The organism is Cardinium endosymbiont cEper1 of Encarsia pergandiella, assembly GCF_000304455.1.
Lineage (GTDB): Bacteria > Bacteroidota > Bacteroidia > Cytophagales > Amoebophilaceae > Cardinium.
Genome location: NC_018605.1, coordinates 1 through 22,843, shown reverse-complemented (window position 1 = coordinate 22,843; position 22,843 = coordinate 1). Strand labels below are relative to the sequence as shown.

Here is a 22,843-nt window from a genome sequence, read left to right as displayed (position 1 = left end):
ATTTTGGATATTATGCGACCATAAGTTTAGCAAAGTTCTCAAAAGTAGATACCTGTTTTTTAGATCCGATTAATTGTCCTTTTTGAATGATTCTAATATTTTCTATTCCTGTAATGGTAATGTTAGCTGAATGGAAACTTTTAAATCCCAACATAGGTTTTATCCGTTTTGTGATAAACCTATGATCTTGTTCGATTCTATTGTTCAAGTATTTATTTTGAAATATTTGAATCTTGTGATCTTGATCTATTTCTGTATTTAACGTATCAAGAGCCGCCTTATTACTACCGCTTTTGTCAACTACCACTTTGGCTGGAGTGTTATTATCTTTGATAACCTTACGAAAAAAAGAAATAGCTGCAGACTTGTCTCTATGTGCACTTAGAAAAAAATCAACTGTATCTCCATAACGATCTACTGCTCTATATAAATAAATCCACTTACCATTTAGTTTGACGTAAGTTTCATCCATTCTCCAGCTACTACCAACGGGGCGTTTTCTTTTTCTTATCTTCTTGATCTATGAGTGGAATGAACTTAATGACCCACCTTTGTAAAGTAGAATGGTCAATCTTTGCGCCTCTCATACGCATCATCTCTTCCAAGTCTCTATAGCTTAATGAAAAACGACATTTCATATACACAAATAGAAGAATTAACTCTGGTGATGAACAAAATCCTTTAAAATAGGGCAATAATCTACAGGTAATACTAAACATTTTAGTCAATTTTTGACTAAAATTACTAAAATAATTTACTCCTTAAAACAGACGAGACAGAACCAAATAGAACCAAAATTACCAAAGGATCCAATTATGAATGTATCAAAATTAGTTGAAATATATAATGCTCAGCCATTTTAACCTCCATCCAACAGACGAATTACTAACTATTTTTAGCGCCTTCTGCTTCTAATTTATGGAGTTGTTCATCAATATTACCAGCTGCGCGGTACCACATAATATTGGTGATCAGCAAAAAAAAAATAATATACCTGAAAGCGGTTGCATGCTACTGGTATGTAGCAGTTCAAGCAATCCAATTTGGATACAAGAAGAACCTGCTTTTCCTAAGCGAGATCCCAATAGATCTACAGCTGCTTTCCCTTTAATTTTTGCCTCTGGATCAAGTGGAATATAAGCCATTTGGGTTGTTTTATCAAAAAACGCATACTTGATAGATTTTGCCATTATATTATGGACGCCACCAAAGATCACAATATATAAAACCAGCTTAGATCCGATCCAGTTTGTTAAGAAAGGTGCATGATTTTTAGTATAACTCATTAAAAAAAATAGAGAACCCATTATCCCAATCATTACAGGTACAATCCGTGCAGTTTTTCTCCACCCAAATTTTCTTAAAATACCTCCGCTAAAAAAAAGAGAGAGCAGCAGCGCAATGATCCCGGTCCAAAAATTTAGTTTGGATATAAAAGTTTGATAATCTACCGCCCTTGGAAAGGCTTCTTTCAGATAAGATTTCCAGGTCCCTTCTACAATATTGATGGATAGTCCACAGGCAACCACCATAATGGCTATATTTCCTAAATATGGCGAAGAAGCCACATGTTTTAGACTCTTCCAGAGCGATAAATGTAATTTTTGGGCAGGGGCATTACGGCTTACATTTATAAGACCTGGTTTTACCATACGATTGGTAAACCAGTAGGTCAATAAAATGGCTACGCAACTACAAGCTACATACTTTACTAAGGCTTGTACCGTATATACAAAATCACTATGGCTATATTTTTTAGTATACGCTAGAACCAGTGGCCCACTAATAATCAGTGCAACATCTCCTGCAGCAATTAAAATAGCATAGAAGCGTTTCGCATCTTGAATTTTACAAACATGGTTTACAAAACTCCAATAGAGTAACATCAGTGCCACTTGTCCCCAAAGTTCAGCAACCACAAAAAATAATACGTGGATCCAATGGCGGAATGCAGTAATCCAATGCAAATATTTACCACCTGTATACCTACTGAACCAATCTGCCATAGCATAGGGACTTACTTTATTTGCATGGGGATATAGCAGAAAACCATATAAAAGAATCAAGGCTAAGAAAAAAAGGATGGTACCATAAAAGAGGGTAGACTGCTTTAAACAATTGTTTAATTTTGTGTACAATAGAACGACCCCTATAGAAATAGGAAAAATAATAAATCCTTTTATAATAGGAATTACCTCAGCAGCAGAAGCATCAGCGGTCACCAAAACGGTATCTTTAAGTGCAACTAAAATGCAGTAGACAAAAGAAATAAGAAATTTTAAAAAAAGAAGGAGAAAAATTTTTTGCTTTTCCCCCTTTCTAATAGGGAAAATAACTTGTAACCATTTTTTTAACCACAGTAAAGAAATGGGTTGTATCATAGTGGTTTTTTGCATCAAAAATTTTGTTTCTAACCCTAATTTAGTAAAAATTTATGTATATTTCATAGTTTTGTTAAACTAGATTTAGCATCTATGTGCGTTTTTTACATAAGGTTGTTGCAGTTGTCTTCGCTTTATACCAACTGATTAAAGTGAATACATGCACGCTATTTTCTTTTTCTTAATTTTTATGCGTATTATTTCATATTTATCCTTTTTATTTTGTTTACCAACTTTTGCTATAGCTGTTGAAGAGGCTCCCTCGATGGCTACCCAATTGGCGGATCACTATTTAAAATCATTCTCTGAATCCGTAAAGCCTTTTCCAAAGGCCAATCAAATTAAAGAAGCCAAAGCATCGAATATAGATATTACCCAAATCCATCTTTCACCAAGAGCAGAGCGGGATGTAGTATTCAATGAAATTTTTGCCAAAAGTAGTTACTATCAGAAGCGCTATCAGCAAAGCTTATTCAACCCATATGGTTGGAATGATTTGCATCTTTTTTATGGGACCACTACTGCACCAGATTATCATTTTTTATCTAGAATCAATAAGACCCTTACAGTTTTAGGAGAGGGGGCGCTTGCTTCACTAATAGGCGCACCTATTGCGGATCTGGAATCCCTTACAAAACGGCAGCAGTTTGTAGCTTTGTTGTGCCAAGACAGACCACTTTACAATGATTTAAAAAGTGCGTTGCAACATTACCAACCATCTGAAAAAGCAATGTTATCTTTTTGGACTGAAACAGACCCGCTCTATCCCAAAGAATATGACAAATATTTGACCAGACTCTTTTATACCGGTTCTGCTGCTTCAAATAAATCGGCTACTGCATTGCAAACCAAAAAAATATGGCTCCGAGATATTTGGAACATTTATAGTAATTATATTTGGTATCCTCTAATAGGGCTGCCTATTGCAGGAATATTCTATCAATTTATACCTCCTCATACCAGTAGGAACTTATTCTCAAAGCTGTACCTAAACTGGCTACCTGTATATAATATATACCATACCTACATAGGAATTCAAGAACTTAAACAAGCAGGTGGTAGTACTCATGATCTTAGTGCTGTACTTTATGTTCCGACTATATTATATACCATACATTCCTTCTATCAATATTACAAAGGATATCGCAACTACAAAGAATATGCAGGCGTGTTGCACCACCTTGCTTTACGTATGGCAGATGTACAAAACTTTTTGATAACGGCTAAAAAGATCGATACATTGGTACAGCAAAATCCTACTTTAGCAGCACACTATGGCCTAAACCTTGAACCCATTAACAGGCTATTGGCCCATCTAAACGAATCCTCTGAAGTAGGGAATTTATTGCGTTATCTAGAGGAGTTGCCCCTCCGTTCTTGGTCCTATCTCCGGAATCATGCCGGAAAGCTATTGGCCAGTTACAAGCTTTTTCTAGCCCATAAGGCTGTTTTACATGATGCCATGTATGCCTTAGGGGAATTAGATGCTTTTGTCTCTATCGCCACCCTTATAGAGGAAACAGCTGCGCTAAATGGGCCACATCGCTATACATTTGCCAAATTGTTACCACCTAAAGCCTATACAAAACCTCGATTGGCACTTGTTGAAATGTGGAACCCGATGCTTACCCCTACTACAGCGGTTGGGAATGATCTGACTATGGATGCGCTAAATAATACATGTAATGTTATTGTTACCGGTCCCAATGCAGGTGGTAAATCTACCTTTTTAACAGGTGTGGCTACAGCGGTTGTGTTAAGCCAAACATTTGGTATTACGCCAGCTAAATCCTGTGAATTGACCCCATTTAGCAAAATCAATACCTATATAGAGATTACCGATGACATTGCTGCGGGTAAATCACTCTTTATGGCAGAAGTAGATCGTTTTCAGTCTCATTTAAAATTATTAAAACAGTTAAAAAAAGAGGAATTTAGTTTTACTATTTTTGATGAACCTTTTAGTGGCACCAATCCAGTAGAGGGGGCAGCAGCAGAATATTCTGTATTAAATTATATTGCCCAATATAGCAATGCTTTTAATATAGTAGCGACCCACTATCCAGTGGTCATGCTTTTACAACAACGTGAACCCCAAAAAGGATTTAAGAACTATAAAGTGTTTATCAAATCTATAGGCAAAAATGGAAAAATTCACTACACCTATAAAGTAATCCCTGGTGCTTCAAACCAAACGATTGCGATTGATATACTAGCAGATCAGGGGTATGCAACCGAAATGTTGGAACAAGCCAGAGATATTATCAACCACCCAGAACGGTACCGCAAAAGCTTTAGAGAATAGTACGCCATCATTTTGAAAGTAGTATGTATACGCAAATTATGTCATTTTGACACAATTTGCTACAAACTAATGGATTTGGCATGGACTTTGTAGGATCCCAATCTAAATGAAGCTAAATAAGTAGCTCGATATAGAGCGCATGGTCCAATACAAACAAAATAGAAATTAGACATGGGAAAAATAATTGGAATCGATTTAGGAACCACTAACTCCTGTGTTGCCGTTATGGAAGGCAACGAGCCAGTGGTCATTCCTAATAATGAAGGAAAAAGAACTACTCCATCGGTAGTAGCTTTTTTAAATAGTGGACAGGGTGAACGCAAAGTAGGTGATCCTGCCAAACGTCAGGCCATCATCAATCCACACAATACCATAAGCTCCATCAAGCGTTTTATGGGTAAGGGATACAGTAGTGTGGCCAATGAGCTGAATGAAGTGGCTTATAAGGTAGAAAGCGGAGCCAACAATACCGTCCGTGTGCGGATTGGTGATCGCCTCTATACACCGCAAGAAATTTCCGCTATTATCTTGCAAAAGATGAAAAGTTCTGCAGAAGATTACCTAGGCACAACGGTTACAGAGGCAGTTATTACCGTTCCTGCCTATTTCAACGATGCAGAACGGCAAGCTACTAAAGAGGCAGGAGAAATAGCCGGTTTGACGGTAAAACGAATTATTAATGAACCAACGGCTGCTGCTTTGGCTTATGGCTTGGACAAAAAAAATAAGGATATCACCATTGCAGTATTTGACTTAGGGGGGGGTACTTTTGATATTTCTATCCTAGAGCTAGGTGATGGCGTTTTTGAGGTTAAATCTACCAATGGCGATATCCATTTAGGTGGAGATGACTTTGACCAAAAAATAACTGATTGGCTAGCAGATAATTTTCAAACAGAAGAAGGGGTTGATCTAAGAAAAGACCCAACTGCGCTACAGCGCCTCAGAGAGGCTGCTGAAAAAGCCAAAATAGAACTTTCCAGTGCAACCACTACAGAGATCAATCTACCCTACATTACAGCTATTGATGGGGTCCCTAAACACTTGGTAAAGCAACTATCTAGGGCGCAGTTTGAAAAACTGGTAGATGACCTGGTAAAACGTACACTTGCCCCTTGTAGGCAAGCTTTAAAAGATGCTTTTGGCGACATTGCTGATCCACAAAATAAAATTCATGAGGTTATTTTAGTGGGTGGCTCTACCCGTATACCAAAAATTCAAGAAGAAGTAGCCCGTTTTTTTGGTAAAAAACCTTCTAAAGGTGTGAATCCTGATGAAGTGGTAGCCGTAGGGGCCGCTATCCAAGGAGGGGTCTTAACAGGAGAAGTAAAGGATGTTGTATTGCTGGATGTGATTCCACTATCACTAGGTATTGAAACTTTAGGGGGTGTTTTTACGAAATTGATTGAAGCCAATACTACTATTCCGACAAAAAAATCAGAAGTTTTCTCTACTGCTTCAGACGATCAATCCTCCGTTACGGTACATGTGTTACAAGGCAATAGACCTATGGCCAAGCACAACCGCACTATTGGCCAGTTTCATTTATCTGATATACAACCTGCTCCCAAGGGTGTCCCAAAAATAGAAGTTGCTTTTGATGTAGATGCGAATGGTATATTACATGTTTCAGCCAAGGATCAAGGAACGGGAAAAGAACAAAAAATTCGCATTGAAGCTTCATCTGGTTTAACCGAAGATGAAATCAAACGGATGAAAGAAGAAGCAGAACGCAACGAAGCGGCAGATAAAGCAGAAAAAGAGCAAATAGATAAAATAAACCAAGCAGATTTATTTATATTTAAAGTAGAAAAAGAACTCAAGGAATTGGGTGATAAAGTAGAAGAAGCAGATAAAAAGCAGATAGAATCTGCTTTAGCGGATTTGAAAAAGGCACATGCAACAAAAGATATAGAGGCTATTGATCGTGCATTAGAACCGCTTAACCTAATTTGGGAAGAGGTAAAGGTTAGAGCCTACCAAAAATCGCAGGCTACTCAAAAACCATCTGATCCTACTATGGAGCAAAAAAATGGTAATGAAGACAGTGGCAATGTGACAGATGCAGAATTTGAAGAAGTAAAATAGTATTTTTAATTCTTTTTTTCGCGGCTTTCTAATTTGGTTTTAGAAAGCCGCTTTTTTATATTGCACCCGCTGATAATAGTCTGTCATGTCCCCTCCTACTGCCCTTTTAAAACCCAATAATAGTTGATTCTCTTAGTAGTTTTTTTTAAATTCAAATAGCGTGGGTCTATATATTTTATCATTATATATTTTTTATGCTTAAAACCAAGTATTATTATAACCCTGCTACTTGCAGCTATGAGCCTGTGCGCCCGTCTGTATCAACTTTTATTTTACGTACTTTTGCTTTTTTATTTTTCTCGGTATTGTTGGCCGTTGGTATGGTGCGGTATTATCAAGATCATGTTCCTTCTCCCAAGGAAGCAGCACTGTGGCAAGACAATGAAAAACTTAAGGCCTATTACGATTTCGTACAAAAAAAAATAGAAAGTAGTACGGCACTCTTAGCGACTCTGCAACAACGCGATGATGACCTTTATAGGGTTTTATTGAATACCGCCCCACTTTCTGCTACAGAACGCAATGCGGGCATCGGAGGGGTTAACAAATATGCCCACTTAGGGAAAGATACTTTAATTGCGCAAACATTGTCTAAAGTAGATCAATTGGCGAGCCAACTCACCATTCAAAAGAAATCCTATGATCAAGTCATGAGCCTTGCAAAACAGAAAACGGCGAAATTTGCTTCTACTCCTACTTTCCCACCTGTTTCTAAAAAACATTTGAAAAGAATATCTGGTCATTTTGGTAGACGCCTCCATCCAATTTATAAAATATTTAAAATGCATGAAGGGGTTGATTTTTCGGCACCTATGCATACACCCATTTATGCCGCTGCGGATGGATATATCAAATGGATCAAAAAAGACAAAAAGGGATATGGCCACCATTTACTAATCGAACATGGCAATGGCTTTAAAACCCACTACGCCCATATGGATACAATTATCATTAAAGAACGACAACAGATCACGAGAGGGCAACAGATTGGTACAGTTGGTAATTCAGGCGACTCAACAGCTCCCCATCTTCACTATGAAGTCTACTGCAATGGAAAACGTGTAAATCCAATACAATATTTCGTAGGAGAACTTACTCCGGCTGAATATGAGGAAGTTCGTAGGCAATCAGCATATCGTATACAAGCCCTTTGTTCAAATTTTTAGCAATTGGTTAGGGGTAAGGGCTTTAGCAAAGTATGGAAAAAAAGTATTGGACCATTCAAGAAGTAGCTTGCCACCTTGGGGTAGCACCTTCTTTAATACGTTTTTGGGAAAAATCCTTTAGTGGGATCCTTCAGCCTCATAAAAATAGCAAGGGTGCCAGAAGGTATCAAGAAAAAGATATCGCTCAGCTGCAGTACATCTATACGCTGGTTAAAGAAAAAGGATATAGTTTAGCAGGGGCACGTAAAGTAATTCAAAAGCACGGTATCGCCTCCACCATTACGCCAGGAGAAGTGGTACAACGATTGCGTCGCTTACGTTCTTTTTTGGTAGCGTTAAAAATAGATTAAGTATAATCTATTTTTTTTCTCTAAACTTTTCAGGAGGTTACAAACATAATATTACCTTAGAAAAAAGGCGGCCATACCCTGCTCAACCACGCCATAGATTAAAATAGTAGTGAGGCTACAGAAGAATTTATAAAAATAAACTGTAAATTAGATGGATAAATTATGATGGCTAAAATGTCCAGGGCTATCTCATATATTTTACTTTTATTTTACCAAAGTCATGCAGGAGCTGAATGAACAAACCACCATTCGAATACAGAAAAAAGACCGCTTAGAATCTATGGGGATCAATCCCTATCCAGGTTCTGTTCACCCCATCAATGCCAAAGCAGCCACTATTCTTTCCGATTACAAAGAAGCAGATAAAGCAAACTATAGCCACCTAGTACTGGCAGGCCGGATTATGGGACGTAGAATTATGGGAAAGGCTTCGTTTGTAGAATTACAAGATGCAAGTGGGCGGATTCAACTCTATGTACAAAGAGATTCCATTTGTCCAGGAGAAGACAAAAGCCACTACAATATCTTCTTTAAGAAATTACTTGACATAGGTGACATCATTGAAATCCAAGGTTTTGTCTTTACAACGCAAGTGGGTGCCATAGCGGTGCATGTGACCCATCTTCGGCTGTTAACCAAGGCACTTAGCCCTCTACCAATTGTCAAAGAAGTATCGACCAAAGAAGGTGGGAAAGTATATGATGCCTTCACAGATCCTGCACAACGGTATCGTCAAAGATATGTTGATTTAATCGTGAATCCAGCAGTACGCAAGGTATTTGAACAACGGGCGAAGTTGATCCACACGATGAAAGCCTCCTTGCAGGATAAAGGATACCTAGAAGTGGAAACCCCTATTCTGCAACCCATTTATGGAGGCGCATCGGCACGCCCCTTTATCACACACCATCATACCCTAGATATCCCCTTATATTTACGGATCTCTAATGAGCTTTATTTAAAGCGGTTAATTATTGGGGGCTATGAGGGTGTCTACGAATTTGCAAAAGATTTTAGAAACGAAGGCATGTCCCGCTTCCACAACCCAGAATTTACCCAAGTAGAACTTTATGTGGCCTATAAAGACTACATCTGGATGATGGACTATGTAGAAGAATTATTAGAAGGAGTCGCACTAGCCCTACATGGGACTACAACGGTTCCGTTTGGTACAGATTTGATTAACTTTCAACGGCCATGGAAACGGTTTACGATGTTTGAGGCGATTCACCATTTTACGGGACATGATGTAAGCCATATGGATGAGGCGGCCTTGCGCAGAGTGGCCCATCAATTGGCTATAGATATAGCAGATAACTTTGCCAAAGGTAAAATTATAGATGAAATTTTTGGCGCGAAATGTGAACCACATTTTATTCAACCTACTATTATAACCGACTACCCCGTTGAAATGTCTCCTTTGGCGAAACGACATCGCACCAATCCAGCTTTAACCGAACGATTTGAGGTAATATGCGCAGGTAAAGAAATCTGCAATGCTTTTTCTGAGTTAAATGATCCGATTGATCAACAGAAAAGATTAGAGGCACAACGTAAACTAGGCGAACGGGGTGATGAAGAAGCGATGGTGGTAGACCATGATTTTTTAAAAGCTTTGCGCTATGGCATGCCCCCAACAGTAGGTATTGGCATAGGGATAGATCGGCTAACGATGATCATGACCAATGTGCCATCTATTCAAGATGTCCTATTTTTTCCACAAATGCGTCCTGAAAATCCATAAAAGCTAGACCTCAATGCCATCCATTACCATCTATTACATAAGTCTATGAGTTTAATAAACGACAATCTAAGCTGGTTTAAGCGCAAAAAGAAAGGAATCCTAACCCCTAGTTCTGCCAAAAAAGAGTCACCTGATGGCGTTTGGGTGAAAACAGCAAAAGGAAAGATTATACACAGCAAAGTATTAGAAGAAAATTTACAAGTGGTGCCCGATGATGGCCACCATTTACCGATTGGTTCAAAGGAATACTTTTCCATTCTGTTTGACGCAAACAATTTTACAGAGCTGAATGCAACCTTCCGATCGGTTGATCCACTCCACTTTATAGACAATAGACCCTATACCGAACGATTAAAACAAGCAGAAAGGGAAACCGGTTTAACAGATGCCGTACGAACGGCTTATGGTAAGATCGATATCCTACCCCTTGCCATTGCCTGTATGGATTTTAAATTTATTGGGGGTTCAATGGGTAGTGTAGTAGGTGAAAAAATAGCCCAATTGGTCAACCACTGTTTGGCCCACCACACCCCGCTACTGATTATCTCTAAATCAGGTGGTGCACGGATGATGGAAGGCAGCTTTTCCCTGATGCAAATGGCAAAAACAGCTGCAAAATTACGCCAATTGGCCGATGCTAAAATTCCTTATTTTTCGCTGCTAACTGACCCGACTACAGGTGGGGTAAGCGCCTCCTACGCGATGCTAGGGGACATTAATATGGCAGAACCAGGGGCGCTAATTGGCTTTGCAGGTCCACGTGTGATTCGAGAAACCGTTGGCAAATCATTACCGAAAGGTTTTCAAACCGCAGAATTTTTATTGGCACATGGCTTCTTGGATATGATTGTAGATAGACGGAAATTAAAGGAAACACTGGCGCTACTGCTGAAGATGTTGGCCTAGCGAAAGCTATAGCAACGCTGTGTATAGCTGGAATCCATTGATAGGTAACGGTTATCATACTACTTAAAAAGTAAGGTTTCCAGCCTGTATAAGCAGCCATTCCTGTCATCTAACCAACTATATTAAAATGAAGGTAGTTATTATTTAAAGGGGGTAAGTTCGCATTTGATCCATTGTACATAGAGGGCTTTAACCCTACTAAATCAATAGCCATATGCTATATAGTATGCAATGGAAAAGTCTTGCTATTGAAAAAAAATGATGTCCCAACAGTAGCCGGCCGATGGTGCATGCCGGGTGGAAAACTAGAAAAAAATGAAACGCCCCTTCAAGCAGTAGTAAGGGAAATAAAAGAAGAAACAGATATCTTACTACTACCAGAAGCGACTAATTTTATCCAAACGATTTGTATCCGCATCTTTAACCCCAAACAGGATTACCTACTCCACTTATTTAAAGTGGTATTGCCTAAGGCACAGCCATCGGACTATACCATTCTGCTGAATCACGAACATACCGATTACCTATGGGCTGATCTAGAAACTGTCAAACAACTCAACCTAGTGGCCGGTGGCAAAAAAATATTGGAAGCTTTGCACACGACCACTGGATGGTAGAAGTAAACCTAGTTTAGGTGATAAGGTTTTTTCTGCTAACCATTCCATTCATCATCATGCTCTGATTCACTACCTGAATCAGATTCAGATTCAGAATGCATGGCCTTATTTCTTTCGTTCAAAGCCCTTTCAAGGGCAGCTGCAAGGGAGTTTTGTTCAGGTTGTACAACAGGGTTTCTTGCACCTTCTTGTTGTGGTACCTTCCTAAGCTTAACACCGCCTCGAATCTCTTCTAGCAGATCTGCACGAGGATCTTGATTTGGACTACCATCTGATTCATTTTTATCTACAGTACCATTTGGAGACGATGAAAGCAGAGATGATTTTGAAGATGGTCGACTATTATCTTCGCTAGGCAATGGAGGCGGAGGTGGTGGAACAAAGGTATTCGCATCACTAGACTGATTTGAAGATAACCTACTATTTGAACTATCTTTTTCGACTCTCACTGGCAAAGTTGATTTATGACGTCTACGTTTGGGACGCTGCGGTTTTACTTCCGAATTTAGTAGCAGCGATGTAACTAATTTATTTGTATCTGAAAGTGTGTGTAAAAGATTCAGTATATGCTCAGAACTTTTGATAGATCTAGATTTTGATTTACTACGTCTACGTTCCGGACGTTCCGGTAACACTTTCGAATCTATAGGTGTCTCAGAACATTCATCTTTTACCAAAACATCAGGTGATGGTCTAAGATCATCAACACCTCTAGTAGAGCCCTCTTTCTTCTGCTCCTGCTTAGATGTTGTATCCACTACGGACGCCTTTGATTCGTCTTTAGCAACAGAATCTTCTGATGGTTCTACAGAAGGAGTAGTTGTATCTGTATCAAACGATTCATCATCCTGTGCGGAATCTATTGCTAGATCATCTTGTACTTCATGTAATTGGCTGAAATCGTTTGCCTCACCTTCAGCGTCGCTGATCTCTTCTATCTTATTCGTTTGTTTGACTTGAGGTGTTGCTATATATTCATTACCTATTCCGTTCCTTGGTTTATCTTTAGGAGAAGAGCTACAAATCTCTGCACTAAATAAAAGATAAACGGCTGTAAATAGTATATTTGCTACCCCTTTATGAATAGATTTATATGTATTAAATTTACCTGCCATAGTTGTTTCTTTTTTTTAATTGCTTTATATGGGTCAAGCGCTAGCCTATAAGGGCTAAGCCATTCCTTAGCCATTGTTATGCTACTTTTTTATCAAGAAAAAAGTAGCCAAAAAATCAAGCGCTAATGAAAAAAGTTGCGGCCACTGGGTCCTTCAAGCTGGAAAATCAGAATCCATTCTGCAAAACCCAGCCAAGCTGATTTTCTAATCAGCTTGAAGGACCACTGCCTTACCACAACTTTTTTCAATGCGCGTACTGTTTATTCTATTGGCTGAACAAAAAAGCTTACCTATATAAATAGATCCAACAAAAAATTAACCTTAAAATCTAATGGCTGGTGGCAAAAAATATTGGATGCTTTGCACACGACCACTGGGTGGTAGAAGTAGGTTGGTAACCTAATTTAGGTGATAAGGTTTTTTCTACTAATCATCCCATTCAGTATCAGTATCAGTATCAGTATCAGTATTTTCATCATTATCATATTTTTGTTCATCCTGTCCATCAACTTTTTTGTCATTTTCTGATCTATTATCAAAACCTTCTGCAAATGCACGTAGGTTTATGTTTTGCGGTTTATTATTAGTATATCTTTTCAGTGCTTTATAGTTGTTTTTCTCTTGATTTATGTATTTATCATGTTCATCATCCGGATTATCATCCGATTCATCACCTAATTGATTATCAACGCATTCACTATCTGATTCAGCATCTGATTCAGCATCTGATCCTCTGAATGCGGGACTTCTTTTAAACACAGCGTTGTGAAGTGCAGTGCTTAGACCACTATTTTCATCAGAAGATGGTATACAAGGATCACCTTTAATAGATTCCTGCTGCTGATCCTGCTTAGATGTTGTATCCACTACGGATGCCTTTGATTCATCTTTAGCAACAGAATCTTCTGATGGTTCTACAGAAGGAGTAGTTGTATCTGTATCAAACGATTCATCATCCTGTGCGGAATCTATTGCTAGATCATCTTGTACTTCATGTAATTGGCTGAAATCGTTTGCCTCACCTTTAGGGTTGCTGATCTCTGCTATCTTATTCGTTTGTTTAACTTGAAGTGTTGCTACATATTCATTACCTATTCCGTTCCTTGGTTTATCTTTAGGAGAAGAGGTACAAATCTCTGCACTAAATAAAAGATAAACGGCTGGGAATAGTATATTTGGACCTACTAGGCCTTGTGTAATAGACTTATATATATTATATTTGCTTGCCATAGTTATTTTTGTTTTTTATAAATAGCTGTTTCAGATAGCTCAATTAGCATCTCCTTTTGTATACTACTTTTTTATCAAAAAAAAATAGCGAAATCACAACTTTTTTCAATGCGCCTACTATTTATAGAAAATTCCAACGGGTTTATTACGAAAACTTGCTCTACGTTTGAATAACTATTTGCTGTTTTTATAAAGTTTTAATTTTGTGCCAGATAGATTTTGGAATCATTTACCATATTTTCCATATGCTGCTTAAACTTCTGTTCCTGATCATCTTTTGTTGTATCATGCTCCATACTTTGATCCACTGATCTATTATCTACTATGGAAGGTTCTATAAATGACCGTAGCAAAATTAAGGCTTCATCTAACTCCTGCAACCCTTTACTGTTTTCCTAAGCCTCTTTGGTTGCATCCTTCTCCATCCCTTGATCCACTAACCTATTATCTCTTGATAAATCGAGATCTACTATACTATTTGATGTTGTAGAGGTTTCTACAGGCCTATCTGATGAGTCATCCTCCTTATGTTGAGAACATAATTCAGGGGATTCAATCATTTGATTAGAATCTCTACGATTTTCTGATAGATGATCAACTGGCATATCTGAGTGGGCACTACTTTGGCGCTTTGGACTCTCCCGATTGGTTTTCGATAGCATATTGAATGGTTTTTTTAGATTCTCTATAAACTTTTTACAGAAAGATTCTTTATTTTTAGATCTATTACAAGATGGTCTTTCTGCTTCTGCTGGTGGTTGTACCAGTTTTTGTTTTGTTGCTGTTTCTTCTTCCACTTCAAAAATTTTAACTTCAGGATCTTTATTAAAAAATCCCTTTTTTTTTGGTTTCGCAGAGGATGCGACAGACCTATTTTGAGAGAATGACTCAGCACACTGACTGACTTGATTACAATTACTATCCCTTTCTGGTTTATGGCCATCCGTTCGAGCCTGATAAGTAAGATTAGCACGATCTGCTTTTAACCGATCTGTATTAGCTTCTGATCCCGATAGACTTTTTTCTACCTCTGGTTGAACAACTGGATTGACTGCTTCTAACGCATCTCCATTACCTACAGATGGCACTACATCTGGATTTAGGTCAGTAACTGGCTTAACTGCTTCTAACTCATCTGTATTACCTGTAGATGGCTCTAAACCTTCTATTTCATCCAGGTGAGAAACTGGCTTAGCTGCTTCTAATCGATCTCCATTACCTGCAGATGGTTCCATCCCTTCTATTACATTCAGTTGGACAACTGGCTTGGCTGTCAATGGTAACAGAGATGCATTGGCTATATGGTTGCTTGATCTGTCTTTAGCCATTCTAGTACAAACCTCTGCACTAAATAAAAGATAAGCGGCTGGAAAAAGTATATTGGAACTTAGTAGCCCTTGCTTAATATATTTAAGTGTATTAGATACGGATGACATAATTGTTTTTTGTTTTTTATAAATAGCTGTTTTAGACGGCTGAATAGCCTCTGTATTGTTCCCTATTTAGGCCATTAAAGCAAAAGACATTGTTTGGCTACTTTTTATCAAGCACAAAGTAGCCAAAGTAGATGCATATCCCATCAATGCCTACAAGCTAGCCGTAATAGCCTAACCAATCTTTTCCATTAATGCTTGAACTGAATCCATTACGCTCGAACTATAGGGATGGTTGCTTGCATGAACCTGTTTTATCACAAGGTCCAATATGGACCTGTCATATTGCTGAACAATATCTTGAACAGGTTGATTGAAAAACCACTCTACTACATTTACTTTTTTATCGAAATAATAGGTACCTTTAGATGCTTCTAGACATTTGTTTATAACAAAACGCCTTAGGTCAACGATATATTCAGTAGGTGCATGTGTAAGTATTTCATCTATATAAATTGTATGAAAACAACTAGAAGCACAACCTTTATAAGCACAATTTTTAGTACAATTACGATTTAAAACAGATAGTCTAACTTTTTGCTGATTCAGTTCTTTATCAGTCATATCGGAATGATTAGCTTTGGTTTGATTTGCTTCACTAAAAGGCTTAAGATTGGGTGGTGTATCTTGTTGTATTGTAGCTGGTCCATCAGTATGGTTAGACCCATCTATATTTTCATTTGGCCTATTGGATGCATCTATAACCTTAGTTTCCTGGGACTGTTCAGGTGACACATCCTCTTGCGCCTGGTTGCTTAATAGCACAGCTACTTTATCTGCATGCGCAACCGACTTTTTTTGCGATGCAACCAAATCATTTAATACCACACCTTTCCTGATTTTAACCGGGATAACCGATTGATCTCTGTGGAATAGATCTAAGAGATCTGTATTAGGATCAGCCTCTGCTACCCCTTCTATATTATTCAGTTGATCAACTGGCTTAGCTGCCAATGATAAAGGAGGGGTATGACTTATTTTGTTACTTGGTTGGTTTTTAAGCATTCCCCCACTACATACTTCTGCACTAAATAAAAGATAAGCAACTGGGAAAAGTATATTTGAACCTATTAGCACTTGCTTAATAGATTTAAGTATATTAAATTTAGGGGTCATAGCTGTTTTTTATTTCTTACATTTTATAAATAACTTAACTCTTTTAGATACCTTCACAGTACCTATTTTTGCCCTATTTAGGCGATTTGTATGTTACTTTTTGCTTGATAAAAAGTAGCTAGAATAACAAGCTCTAATGCAAAAACTTACTGCCACTGGCTCGTCACAAATTTTTCCAATGGGTGTATTATTTACGCCTAATGCGCTACATGCATTGTCTATTGGTTCAGCTACAATGGTTTGGGCCAAACCAATACGAGATACCCATAAATGGATCTACCGATAAATCGGTTACTAAAACCTAGTGGCAGGAGGCAAAATAATATTGGATGGTTTGCGCACCACCACTAGGTAACAAAGATAGGTTATCATCCATTTCCTAATCCAATGGTTTTTCTATAATAGACAACACGTTGTTATTATCTTATTGATTACCAGGTAACGATTGATTTTGCTGGTTACTATGACTACCACTTTCTGATTTATGGTCACCTATTTGGGCCGGGTTAGTAGTATTAACATTATTTTCTTGATAACCCTCTGGATTATTTTTCTGTTGTTGTCTTTTAAAAATATCATTATCCTTTACATCACCAACATTAAGACGACTATTACCACCCTGCTGATCTTTATGATCAGACGCTTTACTATTAGGTGTCTTTAACGGCAGAGATCGAGAAACGGTCTCTAGATTTAGCATTGGCGGTAGTGGTGGTGGTAGTGGTCCTGCTGCTAATGGTGCCACTGGCGCTGCTGGTGTTCCTACGCCTACTTCTGCTGGTGCTCCTTCTGCTAATGGTACAGGTTTTGTATCAACTTTTGGTTGATCAACTGGCTTGGCGGATTCTAACCCTTCTATATTACCTTCTGAGCCCTCTAGCCCTTCTTCTATTATATTTGGTTGATCAACTGACTCGCCTGCTTCTAACCCTTCTGTACTACCTTCTGACCCCTCTAAATCTTCTGCTATCTTATCGGACGGATCAACTGACTCAGCTGCTTCTAACGCCTTGCCTTCAGCGCTCTCTAGATTTTTTTTCATATCTAGTTGATCAACTGAGTTGACTGGCAATGCGGTGCGCAATACCTGCTCCATTCGGTCGACTGGTTTGTTTTTAGCCCCTCCTGTACAGACCTCTGCACTAAATAAAAGATAAGCGGCTGGGAAAAGTATATTGGGACTTATTAGCCCCTTCTTAATAGATTTAAGTGTATTAAATTTGTACGCCATAGTTATTTTTCGTTAATTTATACATTATTGTTTTCAAGGCTTCAAAAGCTAGCCCATAAGGCCAAGCCAATGCTCTGCTAAAGCTGAATAGATGCACTACTTACTAACGGTCCATGTAGAGCATTAAAGTAGGGTGCACCAATCAGCTAAAAGGAATTCATATGGAAAAGTCTATATTGGACTTTTCTATTACATTCGGTGCGATGGTAGCAACATAGGCAGTCTGCTGATGGGGCAGGTGTGGCAACTGTGCAAACCATTAATCTACTATTTTATAACGGATACATTATACATAGAAAAGTACAGGTAATGAGACGCATCCCATAACGCACCAGTTGGCTCAGTGCCTTTTATACCCGCAACGCTTGTTGCTACAAGCCCATGTCTAATGGTACCAAAAAAAATAAAGAGAACAAAATATTTTCACTAGCTATTCTGCTGTTTTTTTAAATTTTCTACCATTTCTTTTAGTCGGTCTGCTTCTAAAAATTGCAATGCTTCTGCCGCTTGGTACATTTTATTTTCTAATGTTTGAATACGGGCTTCTATTGTTTCTTTTTTTCCATAAGGCGCTCTACCATCGGCAAGAACCATAGGACAAGCACTATCATCATTGGCTACGTCCACAGGCGGGGCTACTATTTGATCTTTTAAATCTATAGTGGCTTGTTTTTGGTATACGGAACTAGGGGTAATTTGATGTTGTGCATTATAGTCCATTTGCAAAGCACGCCTACGCTGTGTTTCGCCTATTGCTTGTTCCATAGATGGTGTAATCTTATCTGCATACATCAGCACACGCCCTTGTGTATGGCGTGCAACCCTGCCTATGGTTTGAATCAGTGAGCGGGCATTGCGCAAAAATCCTTCTTTATCTGCATCTAAAATAACCATTAAAGAGACCTGTGGCAGGTCTAACCCTTCCCGTAGTAAATTTACCCCGACCAACACATCAAAGGCACCATTGCGTAAGCCATTTAATATGGTCACACGGTCTAATGTTTTGATTTCAGAATGGATATACCGGCAACGGATATGGGCATGGACTAAGTAATCGGTCAGCTCTTCTGCCATACGCTTGGTAAGGGTGGTAATCAATACCCGCTCTTCTTTTTTTACAACTTGATGGATTGCTTCTAAAATATCGTGCATTTGATGGAGCGTAGGACGGACCTCTATTTTGGGATCTAGCAACCCTGTTGGCCGTATGATTTGCTCTATCACTAGGCCTCGGCTACGTTCTAGCTCATAATCAGCAGGAGTTGCACTAACAAAAATGACTTGGTGGATCAGTTGTTCAAATTCATTAAAATGTAATGGCCGATTATCCATAGCAGATGGCAGCCTAAAACCATGTGCTACCAAATTGATTTTTCTAGCCCTATCCCCTCCTGCCATAGCCCTAAATTGGGGAATGGTAACGTGGCTTTCATCTATAACCATCAGGTAGTCTTTAGGAAAATAGTCAAGTAAACAGAAAGGACGCTCTCCAACGGACCGGCCATCTATATAACGTGAATAATTTTCAATGCCGGTACAATAGCCTAACTCTCGAAGCATTTCTAAATCTAGTTCAGTTCTTTCCTGTAGCCGTTTGGCTTCTTCAAATTGACCGCTCTGATTAAAATAGTTGACCTGTATATGTAGATCTTGTTGGATCTTGCTTACCGCACCATCTAATACATGTTTGCCCATTACAAAAAGATTGGCGGGAAAAACAAATGCTTCTTGGAGCTCTTTTGTCTTTTTACCAGAAGCTGGATCTATGAGATGGATGGCTTCTAGTTCATCTCCCCAAAAGATAAAACGATAGCCATAATCTCCATAGGCTACAAATAGATCAATGGTATCGCCCATTACGCGGAAACGACCCCGTTTAAATCCACTATCGTCCCGACTATAGAGCATCTCTACAAAATGTTTCAAAAGATCATTGCGAGACAATCGGCAGCCTACTCTAAATAAATGGCTATTATCCTTGAAGGATGCTGGGGTACCAAGTCCATAAATACAAGAAACAGAGGCCACTACAATCACATCTCTTCGGTCGCTTAATAAAGCAGCTACTGCACTAAGGCGCAATCGTTCCAATTCATCATTAATGGCCAACTCTTTTTCTATATAGATATCACTAGCTGGTAAATAGACTTCTGGTTGATAGTAATCATAGTAGGATACAAAATACTCAACCGCATTGTAGGGAAAAAAAGCGCGTAACTCGCTATACAATTGTGCAGCCAATGTTTTATTATGGCTGATGACCAGTGTAGGCCTATTTAAGGCTTCAATCGTATTGGCTATCGTAAAGGTTTTTCCAGATCCTGTAACGCCCATGAGTACTTGACTGGCTACGCCACGATTGATGTGTGATACAAGTTCTAGAATCGCCTTTGGCTGATCGCCTGCAGGTTGATAAGGTGATAGAATTTTAAATGACATACATAGAAAAGATGCGAACGAGGCAAATAAAGTAAGAAAAAGGCAGATAACGGAGCATTATACGAAAAAAGTAAGATGACACCAAGGCTAATGCATGGTGTATACAAATATGAGTCATATCTTATGACATAAAGGATTATATTTGTTTTTGTAATTTAAAATCAATACCATTGATGTATAGTCGCTTATCTAATTGACTCAATATATCGTTAAAAATAAAAATGGTCTACTCTAAACACAATATACTTTTGGGCCATCTAATGGTATTTTTATCAGCTTTTCGCAGCTGTTATACAAGCAATAACCGATCTGATCTAACACCACCATCTATAAGTAAAATTGCTGATCCCAACCCTATAGCTGGGAATAAGCCTAAAAATAAGGCAATAGAAGAACTGTTAAAGTCAGTTGATCATAAAAAGAACAATGCAGACTTTGATTTTGAAACTACTATTGAAATACTCCGCAAAATAGCGGATGCAAAAAGAGGCATTAGATGGCATTTATCCGGTGATAACTTGATACGAGAAGTAATAGACAAAAGCGATAGTCTATACGCTGCAGAAGACTATGTGGTGCAAATCATAAATATATATCGTGCCGCAAAAAAAATATGCGAATTATATGAAAAAAATGGTACCCCATTCGAAAAAATGGCCCATACATTTATGGAACACTATAAGTATGATGAAAAAGAAACAGAGGACTTTTGGATAGAAGCGGTGAAAGATATAAATAAAAAAGTTGTAGCAGAACTACATCAAATCGTACTTCCAAATGAAAAAATCTCTTTGATAAATACAAAATTAAGGTTAGCAGAAAATTACGTTGGATTGGATGATACCCATTACAACGTTACAACTGTATTCAAAATAAATGATAAAAAATTTGGGTTAGAGGATAAAAAATGGTTGCAGTTAACAGAAAAACAGAAATCAGCATTTAGAAACAGAAAATCGGCCAACTGGTATAACCGTTTAGATCCATTTGAACAAAAGTTAATTGATCGTTACTTTGACAAATTTTTAGAGGGCAGCCATTATCTTCCGACCCAAATTCGAAATGTTCCGGGATGTAGAAATGGGTATCAAAAAAAGATTCTCGCTTATGATCAAAATAATAACCCTACTACGCTAGGCCGTTATTACCATAGTGGCGCATTGGTTTCACCTACCCAATGGAAAGATGAAACAATTACAAAAGATAACTGGGAACAAATTAAAGCATTTGTTAAAAACATAGAATGCATCTCTTTAAATCACAATATACTTCCGCCTACACTAGGTGGAGAAGAACATATTGTAGAAGGAACGCGTCGTGTAGTAGGTGACAACCAATTTATATATATACCCATCAATGAATTAGGTACTTTTACAACACCTATGTTTAAGCCTCAGGTCAATAAACTTATAGAAGAAAGTATCCATTTGCACAACTCTAAAAAAAATAAAGATAAAACTCGTTATAAAGGACTATGCAAAGCCTTTAAAGAGGGGAACAAAAAAGACCGGCAAAAAGAAATAGAAAATGTCAAAAATCTAAAAGATAAACGCTACTTTAGCACATTACATCTATTAAAAGAGGCTGCTGAAAAAACGGATTACGAAAATAAAGTGATGCATAACTTTATACAACCGCGTAATAATTACTATGCGACTATTGGATCAAATTATATTGCATGCAAAGCCGTACTGGGCGAAAAAAACTCTACCTCATCCGTTTTATTTAGCTGCAAAAGCGGAAAAGACAGAACTGGGTTTATGAGTCTTTTGGTAGACGCAAATATGATTTCTATTCATGACCCATCATTGGATATAGACAAAGAGACAAAGGTCTATACTAACTTAGCCTATGCTTCCCATTATCAGTTTTTGGCTTCGGTTAATGGAGGAATGGCTGGAAGATTTGGCATGAAACCTGTAAGAAACAACGAAATTTCCCGTAATATGACCAACGCACTCTTTCCCAAAGCAGCCTTGTATACATCCATCAACCTAAGTTAACGTCAATTCGGGATTATAGTTATTGTAAATCAGTTATATATATTTAAATATAGAAGGTTTTTTTCTTTTAGTCCATAAGCTGTAATTCTAGCTATTAAATTGACATTAAAATTAGGTATACTTCTATGCCTAAAATGTGGTTCTGTCTCGTCTGTTTTAAGGAGTAAATTATTTTATTAATTTTAGTCAAAAATTGCCTAAAATGTTTACTATTACCCGTAGATTACTGCCTTATTTTAAAGGATTTTGTTCTTCACCAGAGTTAATCCTTCTATTTGTGTATATGAAATGTCGTTTTTCTTTAAGCTATAGAGACTTAGAAGAGATGATGCATATGAGAAGCGCAAAGATTGATCATTCTACTTTACAAAGGTGGGTTATTAGATTTGTTCCACTCATAGATCAAGAAGTAAGAAAAAGAAAACGCCCAGTTGGTAGTAGCTGGAGAATGGATGAAACTTACGTCAAACTAAATGGTAAGTGGATTTATTTATATAGAGCAGTAGATCGTTATGGAGATACAGTTGATTTTTTTCTAAGTGCACGTAGAGACAAGTCTTCAGCTCTTTCTTTTTTTCGTAAGGCTATCAGATATAATAACACTCCATACAAAGTAGTAGTTGACAAAAGCGGTAGTAATAAGTCTGCACTTGATGCATTAAATACAGAACTAGATGAAGATCACNNNATTCAAATATGTCAAAATATAGACGTAAATA

General features: G+C 38.0%; 18 protein-coding genes and 2 pseudogenes. 10 read left to right on the top strand and 10 right to left on the bottom strand.

The window, feature by feature from the left end; genetic code table 11:
* Window positions 1-10 precede the first annotated feature (10 nt).
* Window positions 11-719 (bottom strand): IS6 family transposase gene (locus tag AL022_RS04200; protein ID WP_420888362.1). Its coding sequence is split into 2 segments (ribosomal slippage): window positions 11-517 and window positions 519-719, totalling 708 coding nucleotides; the frame shifts between segments, so codons are not numbered across the junction.
* A 252-nt stretch (window positions 720-971) separates the two neighbouring features.
* The gene (locus AL022_RS00090) at window positions 972-2,381 is read right to left on the bottom strand and encodes an Npt1/Npt2 family nucleotide transporter (RefSeq protein ID WP_041546156.1); all 1,410 of its coding nucleotides are present in this window, start codon (window positions 2,379-2,381) and stop codon (window positions 972-974) included.
* A 190-nt stretch (window positions 2,382-2,571) separates the two neighbouring features.
* Here AL022_RS00090 and AL022_RS00085 point away from each other — a divergent pair, with 190 nt between their 5' ends.
* The 7 genes from AL022_RS00085 to AL022_RS00055 all read left to right on the top strand — a co-directional run bounded on the left by AL022_RS00085 (window position 2,572) and on the right by AL022_RS00055 (window position 11,557).
* Window positions 2,572-4,686, top strand: a complete 2,115-nt coding sequence (locus AL022_RS00085) for a MutS-related protein (protein WP_014934173.1) — start codon at window positions 2,572-2,574, stop codon at window positions 4,684-4,686.
* Window positions 4,687-4,857: 171 nt separating this feature from the next.
* A complete protein-coding gene (gene dnaK / locus AL022_RS00080; protein ID WP_014934172.1) occupies window positions 4,858-6,774 on the top strand; it encodes a molecular chaperone DnaK in 1,917 nt (638 codons plus the stop codon).
* A gap of 194 nt (window positions 6,775-6,968) precedes the next feature.
* Window positions 6,969-7,940, top strand: a complete 972-nt coding sequence (locus AL022_RS00075) for a M23 family metallopeptidase (protein ID WP_014934171.1) — start codon at window positions 6,969-6,971, stop codon at window positions 7,938-7,940.
* Between the two features lie 32 nt (window positions 7,941-7,972).
* Complete coding sequence (locus AL022_RS00070) at window positions 7,973-8,290, top strand: MerR family transcriptional regulator (RefSeq protein WP_014934170.1); 318 nt, start codon at window positions 7,973-7,975, stop codon at window positions 8,288-8,290.
* A gap of 220 nt (window positions 8,291-8,510) precedes the next feature.
* Window positions 8,511-10,034, top strand: coding sequence for a lysine--tRNA ligase (lysS, locus tag AL022_RS00065; RefSeq protein ID WP_014934169.1), 1,524 nt, complete (start codon window positions 8,511-8,513; stop codon window positions 10,032-10,034).
* A gap of 45 nt (window positions 10,035-10,079) precedes the next feature.
* Window positions 10,080-10,940 carry an acetyl-CoA carboxylase, carboxyltransferase subunit beta gene (gene accD / locus AL022_RS00060; RefSeq protein ID WP_014934168.1) on the top strand — a complete coding sequence of 287 codons (861 nt, stop codon included), beginning with the start codon at window positions 10,080-10,082 and terminating at the stop codon, window positions 10,938-10,940.
* A gap of 173 nt (window positions 10,941-11,113) precedes the next feature.
* Window positions 11,114-11,557 carry an NUDIX hydrolase gene (locus AL022_RS00055; RefSeq protein ID WP_041546022.1) on the top strand — a complete coding sequence of 148 codons (444 nt, stop codon included), beginning with the start codon at window positions 11,114-11,116 and terminating at the stop codon, window positions 11,555-11,557.
* Window positions 11,558-11,592: 35 nt separating this feature from the next.
* Here AL022_RS00055 and AL022_RS00050 read toward each other — a convergent pair whose 3' ends face one another.
* The 5 genes from AL022_RS00050 to AL022_RS00030 form a co-directional block, all read right to left on the bottom strand.
* A complete protein-coding gene (locus AL022_RS00050; RefSeq protein ID WP_014934166.1) occupies window positions 11,593-12,672 on the bottom strand; it encodes a WH2 domain-containing protein in 1,080 nt (359 codons plus the stop codon).
* A gap of 426 nt (window positions 12,673-13,098) precedes the next feature.
* Complete coding sequence (locus tag AL022_RS00045; RefSeq protein WP_014934165.1) at window positions 13,099-13,902, bottom strand: hypothetical protein; 804 nt, start codon at window positions 13,900-13,902, stop codon at window positions 13,099-13,101.
* A 197-nt stretch (window positions 13,903-14,099) separates the two neighbouring features.
* A complete protein-coding gene (locus tag AL022_RS00040) occupies window positions 14,100-14,282 on the bottom strand; it encodes a hypothetical protein (RefSeq protein WP_014934164.1) in 183 nt (60 codons plus the stop codon).
* 15 nt (window positions 14,283-14,297) lie between these two features.
* Complete coding sequence (locus AL022_RS00035) at window positions 14,298-15,338, bottom strand: hypothetical protein (RefSeq protein ID WP_014934163.1); 1,041 nt, start codon at window positions 15,336-15,338, stop codon at window positions 14,298-14,300.
* 171 nt (window positions 15,339-15,509) lie between these two features.
* The gene (locus AL022_RS00030) at window positions 15,510-16,451 is read right to left on the bottom strand and encodes a hypothetical protein (protein WP_014934162.1); all 942 of its coding nucleotides are present in this window, start codon (window positions 16,449-16,451) and stop codon (window positions 15,510-15,512) included.
* A gap of 136 nt (window positions 16,452-16,587) precedes the next feature.
* On the opposite strand from AL022_RS00030, the gene AL022_RS04475 reads away from it, so the two are divergent.
* Window positions 16,588-16,737, top strand: coding sequence for a hypothetical protein (locus AL022_RS04475; protein ID WP_158309897.1), 150 nt, complete (start codon window positions 16,588-16,590; stop codon window positions 16,735-16,737).
* Between the two features lie 138 nt (window positions 16,738-16,875).
* On the opposite strand, the gene AL022_RS00025 is transcribed toward AL022_RS04475, so the two are convergent.
* Both AL022_RS00025 and uvrB read right to left on the bottom strand, forming a co-directional pair.
* Window positions 16,876-17,682, bottom strand: coding sequence for a hypothetical protein (locus AL022_RS00025; RefSeq protein WP_014934160.1), 807 nt, complete (start codon window positions 17,680-17,682; stop codon window positions 16,876-16,878).
* A gap of 426 nt (window positions 17,683-18,108) precedes the next feature.
* Window positions 18,109-20,121, bottom strand: a complete 2,013-nt coding sequence (uvrB, locus tag AL022_RS00020; RefSeq protein WP_014934159.1) for an excinuclease ABC subunit UvrB — start codon at window positions 20,119-20,121, stop codon at window positions 18,109-18,111.
* 221 nt (window positions 20,122-20,342) lie between these two features.
* On the opposite strand from uvrB, the gene AL022_RS00015 reads away from it, so the two are divergent.
* Window positions 20,343-22,124, top strand: a complete 1,782-nt coding sequence (locus AL022_RS00015; RefSeq protein ID WP_014934158.1) for a tyrosine-protein phosphatase — start codon at window positions 20,343-20,345, stop codon at window positions 22,122-22,124.
* 29 nt (window positions 22,125-22,153) lie between these two features.
* Here the strand turns inward: AL022_RS00015 and AL022_RS04360 are convergent.
* Window positions 22,154-22,285 (bottom strand): annotated as a pseudogene (locus AL022_RS04360) (IS982 family transposase); the annotation flags it as partial.
* A gap of 41 nt (window positions 22,286-22,326) precedes the next feature.
* On the opposite strand from AL022_RS04360, the pseudogene AL022_RS00010 reads away from it, so the two are divergent.
* Window positions 22,327-22,842, top strand: a pseudogene (locus tag AL022_RS00010) (IS6 family transposase); the annotation flags it as partial.
* Window position 22,843 lies beyond the last annotated feature (1 nt).

Bases quoted from the DNA above. Each gene is read 5' to 3' on its own strand.
- AL022_RS04475 (WP_158309897.1), top strand. From the start codon at position 16,588: ATGCAAAAACTTACTGCCACTGGCTCGTCACAAATTTTTCCAATGGGT.
- lysS (WP_014934169.1), top strand. From the start codon at position 8,511: ATGCAGGAGCTGAATGAACAAACCACCATTCGAATACAGAAAAAAGAC.
- AL022_RS00090 (WP_041546156.1), bottom strand. From the start codon at position 2,381: ATGATACAACCCATTTCTTTACTGTGGTTAAAAAAATGGTTACAAGTT.
- AL022_RS00025 (WP_014934160.1), bottom strand. From the start codon at position 17,682: ATGGCGTACAAATTTAATACACTTAAATCTATTAAGAAGGGGCTAATA.
- uvrB (WP_014934159.1), bottom strand. From the start codon at position 20,121: ATGTCATTTAAAATTCTATCACCTTATCAACCTGCAGGCGATCAGCCA.
- AL022_RS00030 (WP_014934162.1), bottom strand. From the start codon at position 16,451: ATGACCCCTAAATTTAATATACTTAAATCTATTAAGCAAGTGCTAATA.
- AL022_RS00075 (WP_014934171.1), top strand. From the start codon at position 6,969: ATGCTTAAAACCAAGTATTATTATAACCCTGCTACTTGCAGCTATGAG.
- accD (WP_014934168.1), top strand. From the start codon at position 10,080: ATGAGTTTAATAAACGACAATCTAAGCTGGTTTAAGCGCAAAAAGAAA.
- AL022_RS00045 (WP_014934165.1), bottom strand. From the start codon at position 13,902: ATGGCAAGCAAATATAATATATATAAGTCTATTACACAAGGCCTAGTA.
- AL022_RS00085 (WP_014934173.1), top strand. From the start codon at position 2,572: ATGCGTATTATTTCATATTTATCCTTTTTATTTTGTTTACCAACTTTT.
- dnaK (WP_014934172.1), top strand. From the start codon at position 4,858: ATGGGAAAAATAATTGGAATCGATTTAGGAACCACTAACTCCTGTGTT.
- AL022_RS00050 (WP_014934166.1), bottom strand. From the start codon at position 12,672: ATGGCAGGTAAATTTAATACATATAAATCTATTCATAAAGGGGTAGCA.
- AL022_RS00015 (WP_014934158.1), top strand. From the start codon at position 20,343: ATGGTCTACTCTAAACACAATATACTTTTGGGCCATCTAATGGTATTT.
- AL022_RS00035 (WP_014934163.1), bottom strand. From the start codon at position 15,338: ATGTCATCCGTATCTAATACACTTAAATATATTAAGCAAGGGCTACTA.
- AL022_RS00070 (WP_014934170.1), top strand. From the start codon at position 7,973: ATGGAAAAAAAGTATTGGACCATTCAAGAAGTAGCTTGCCACCTTGGG.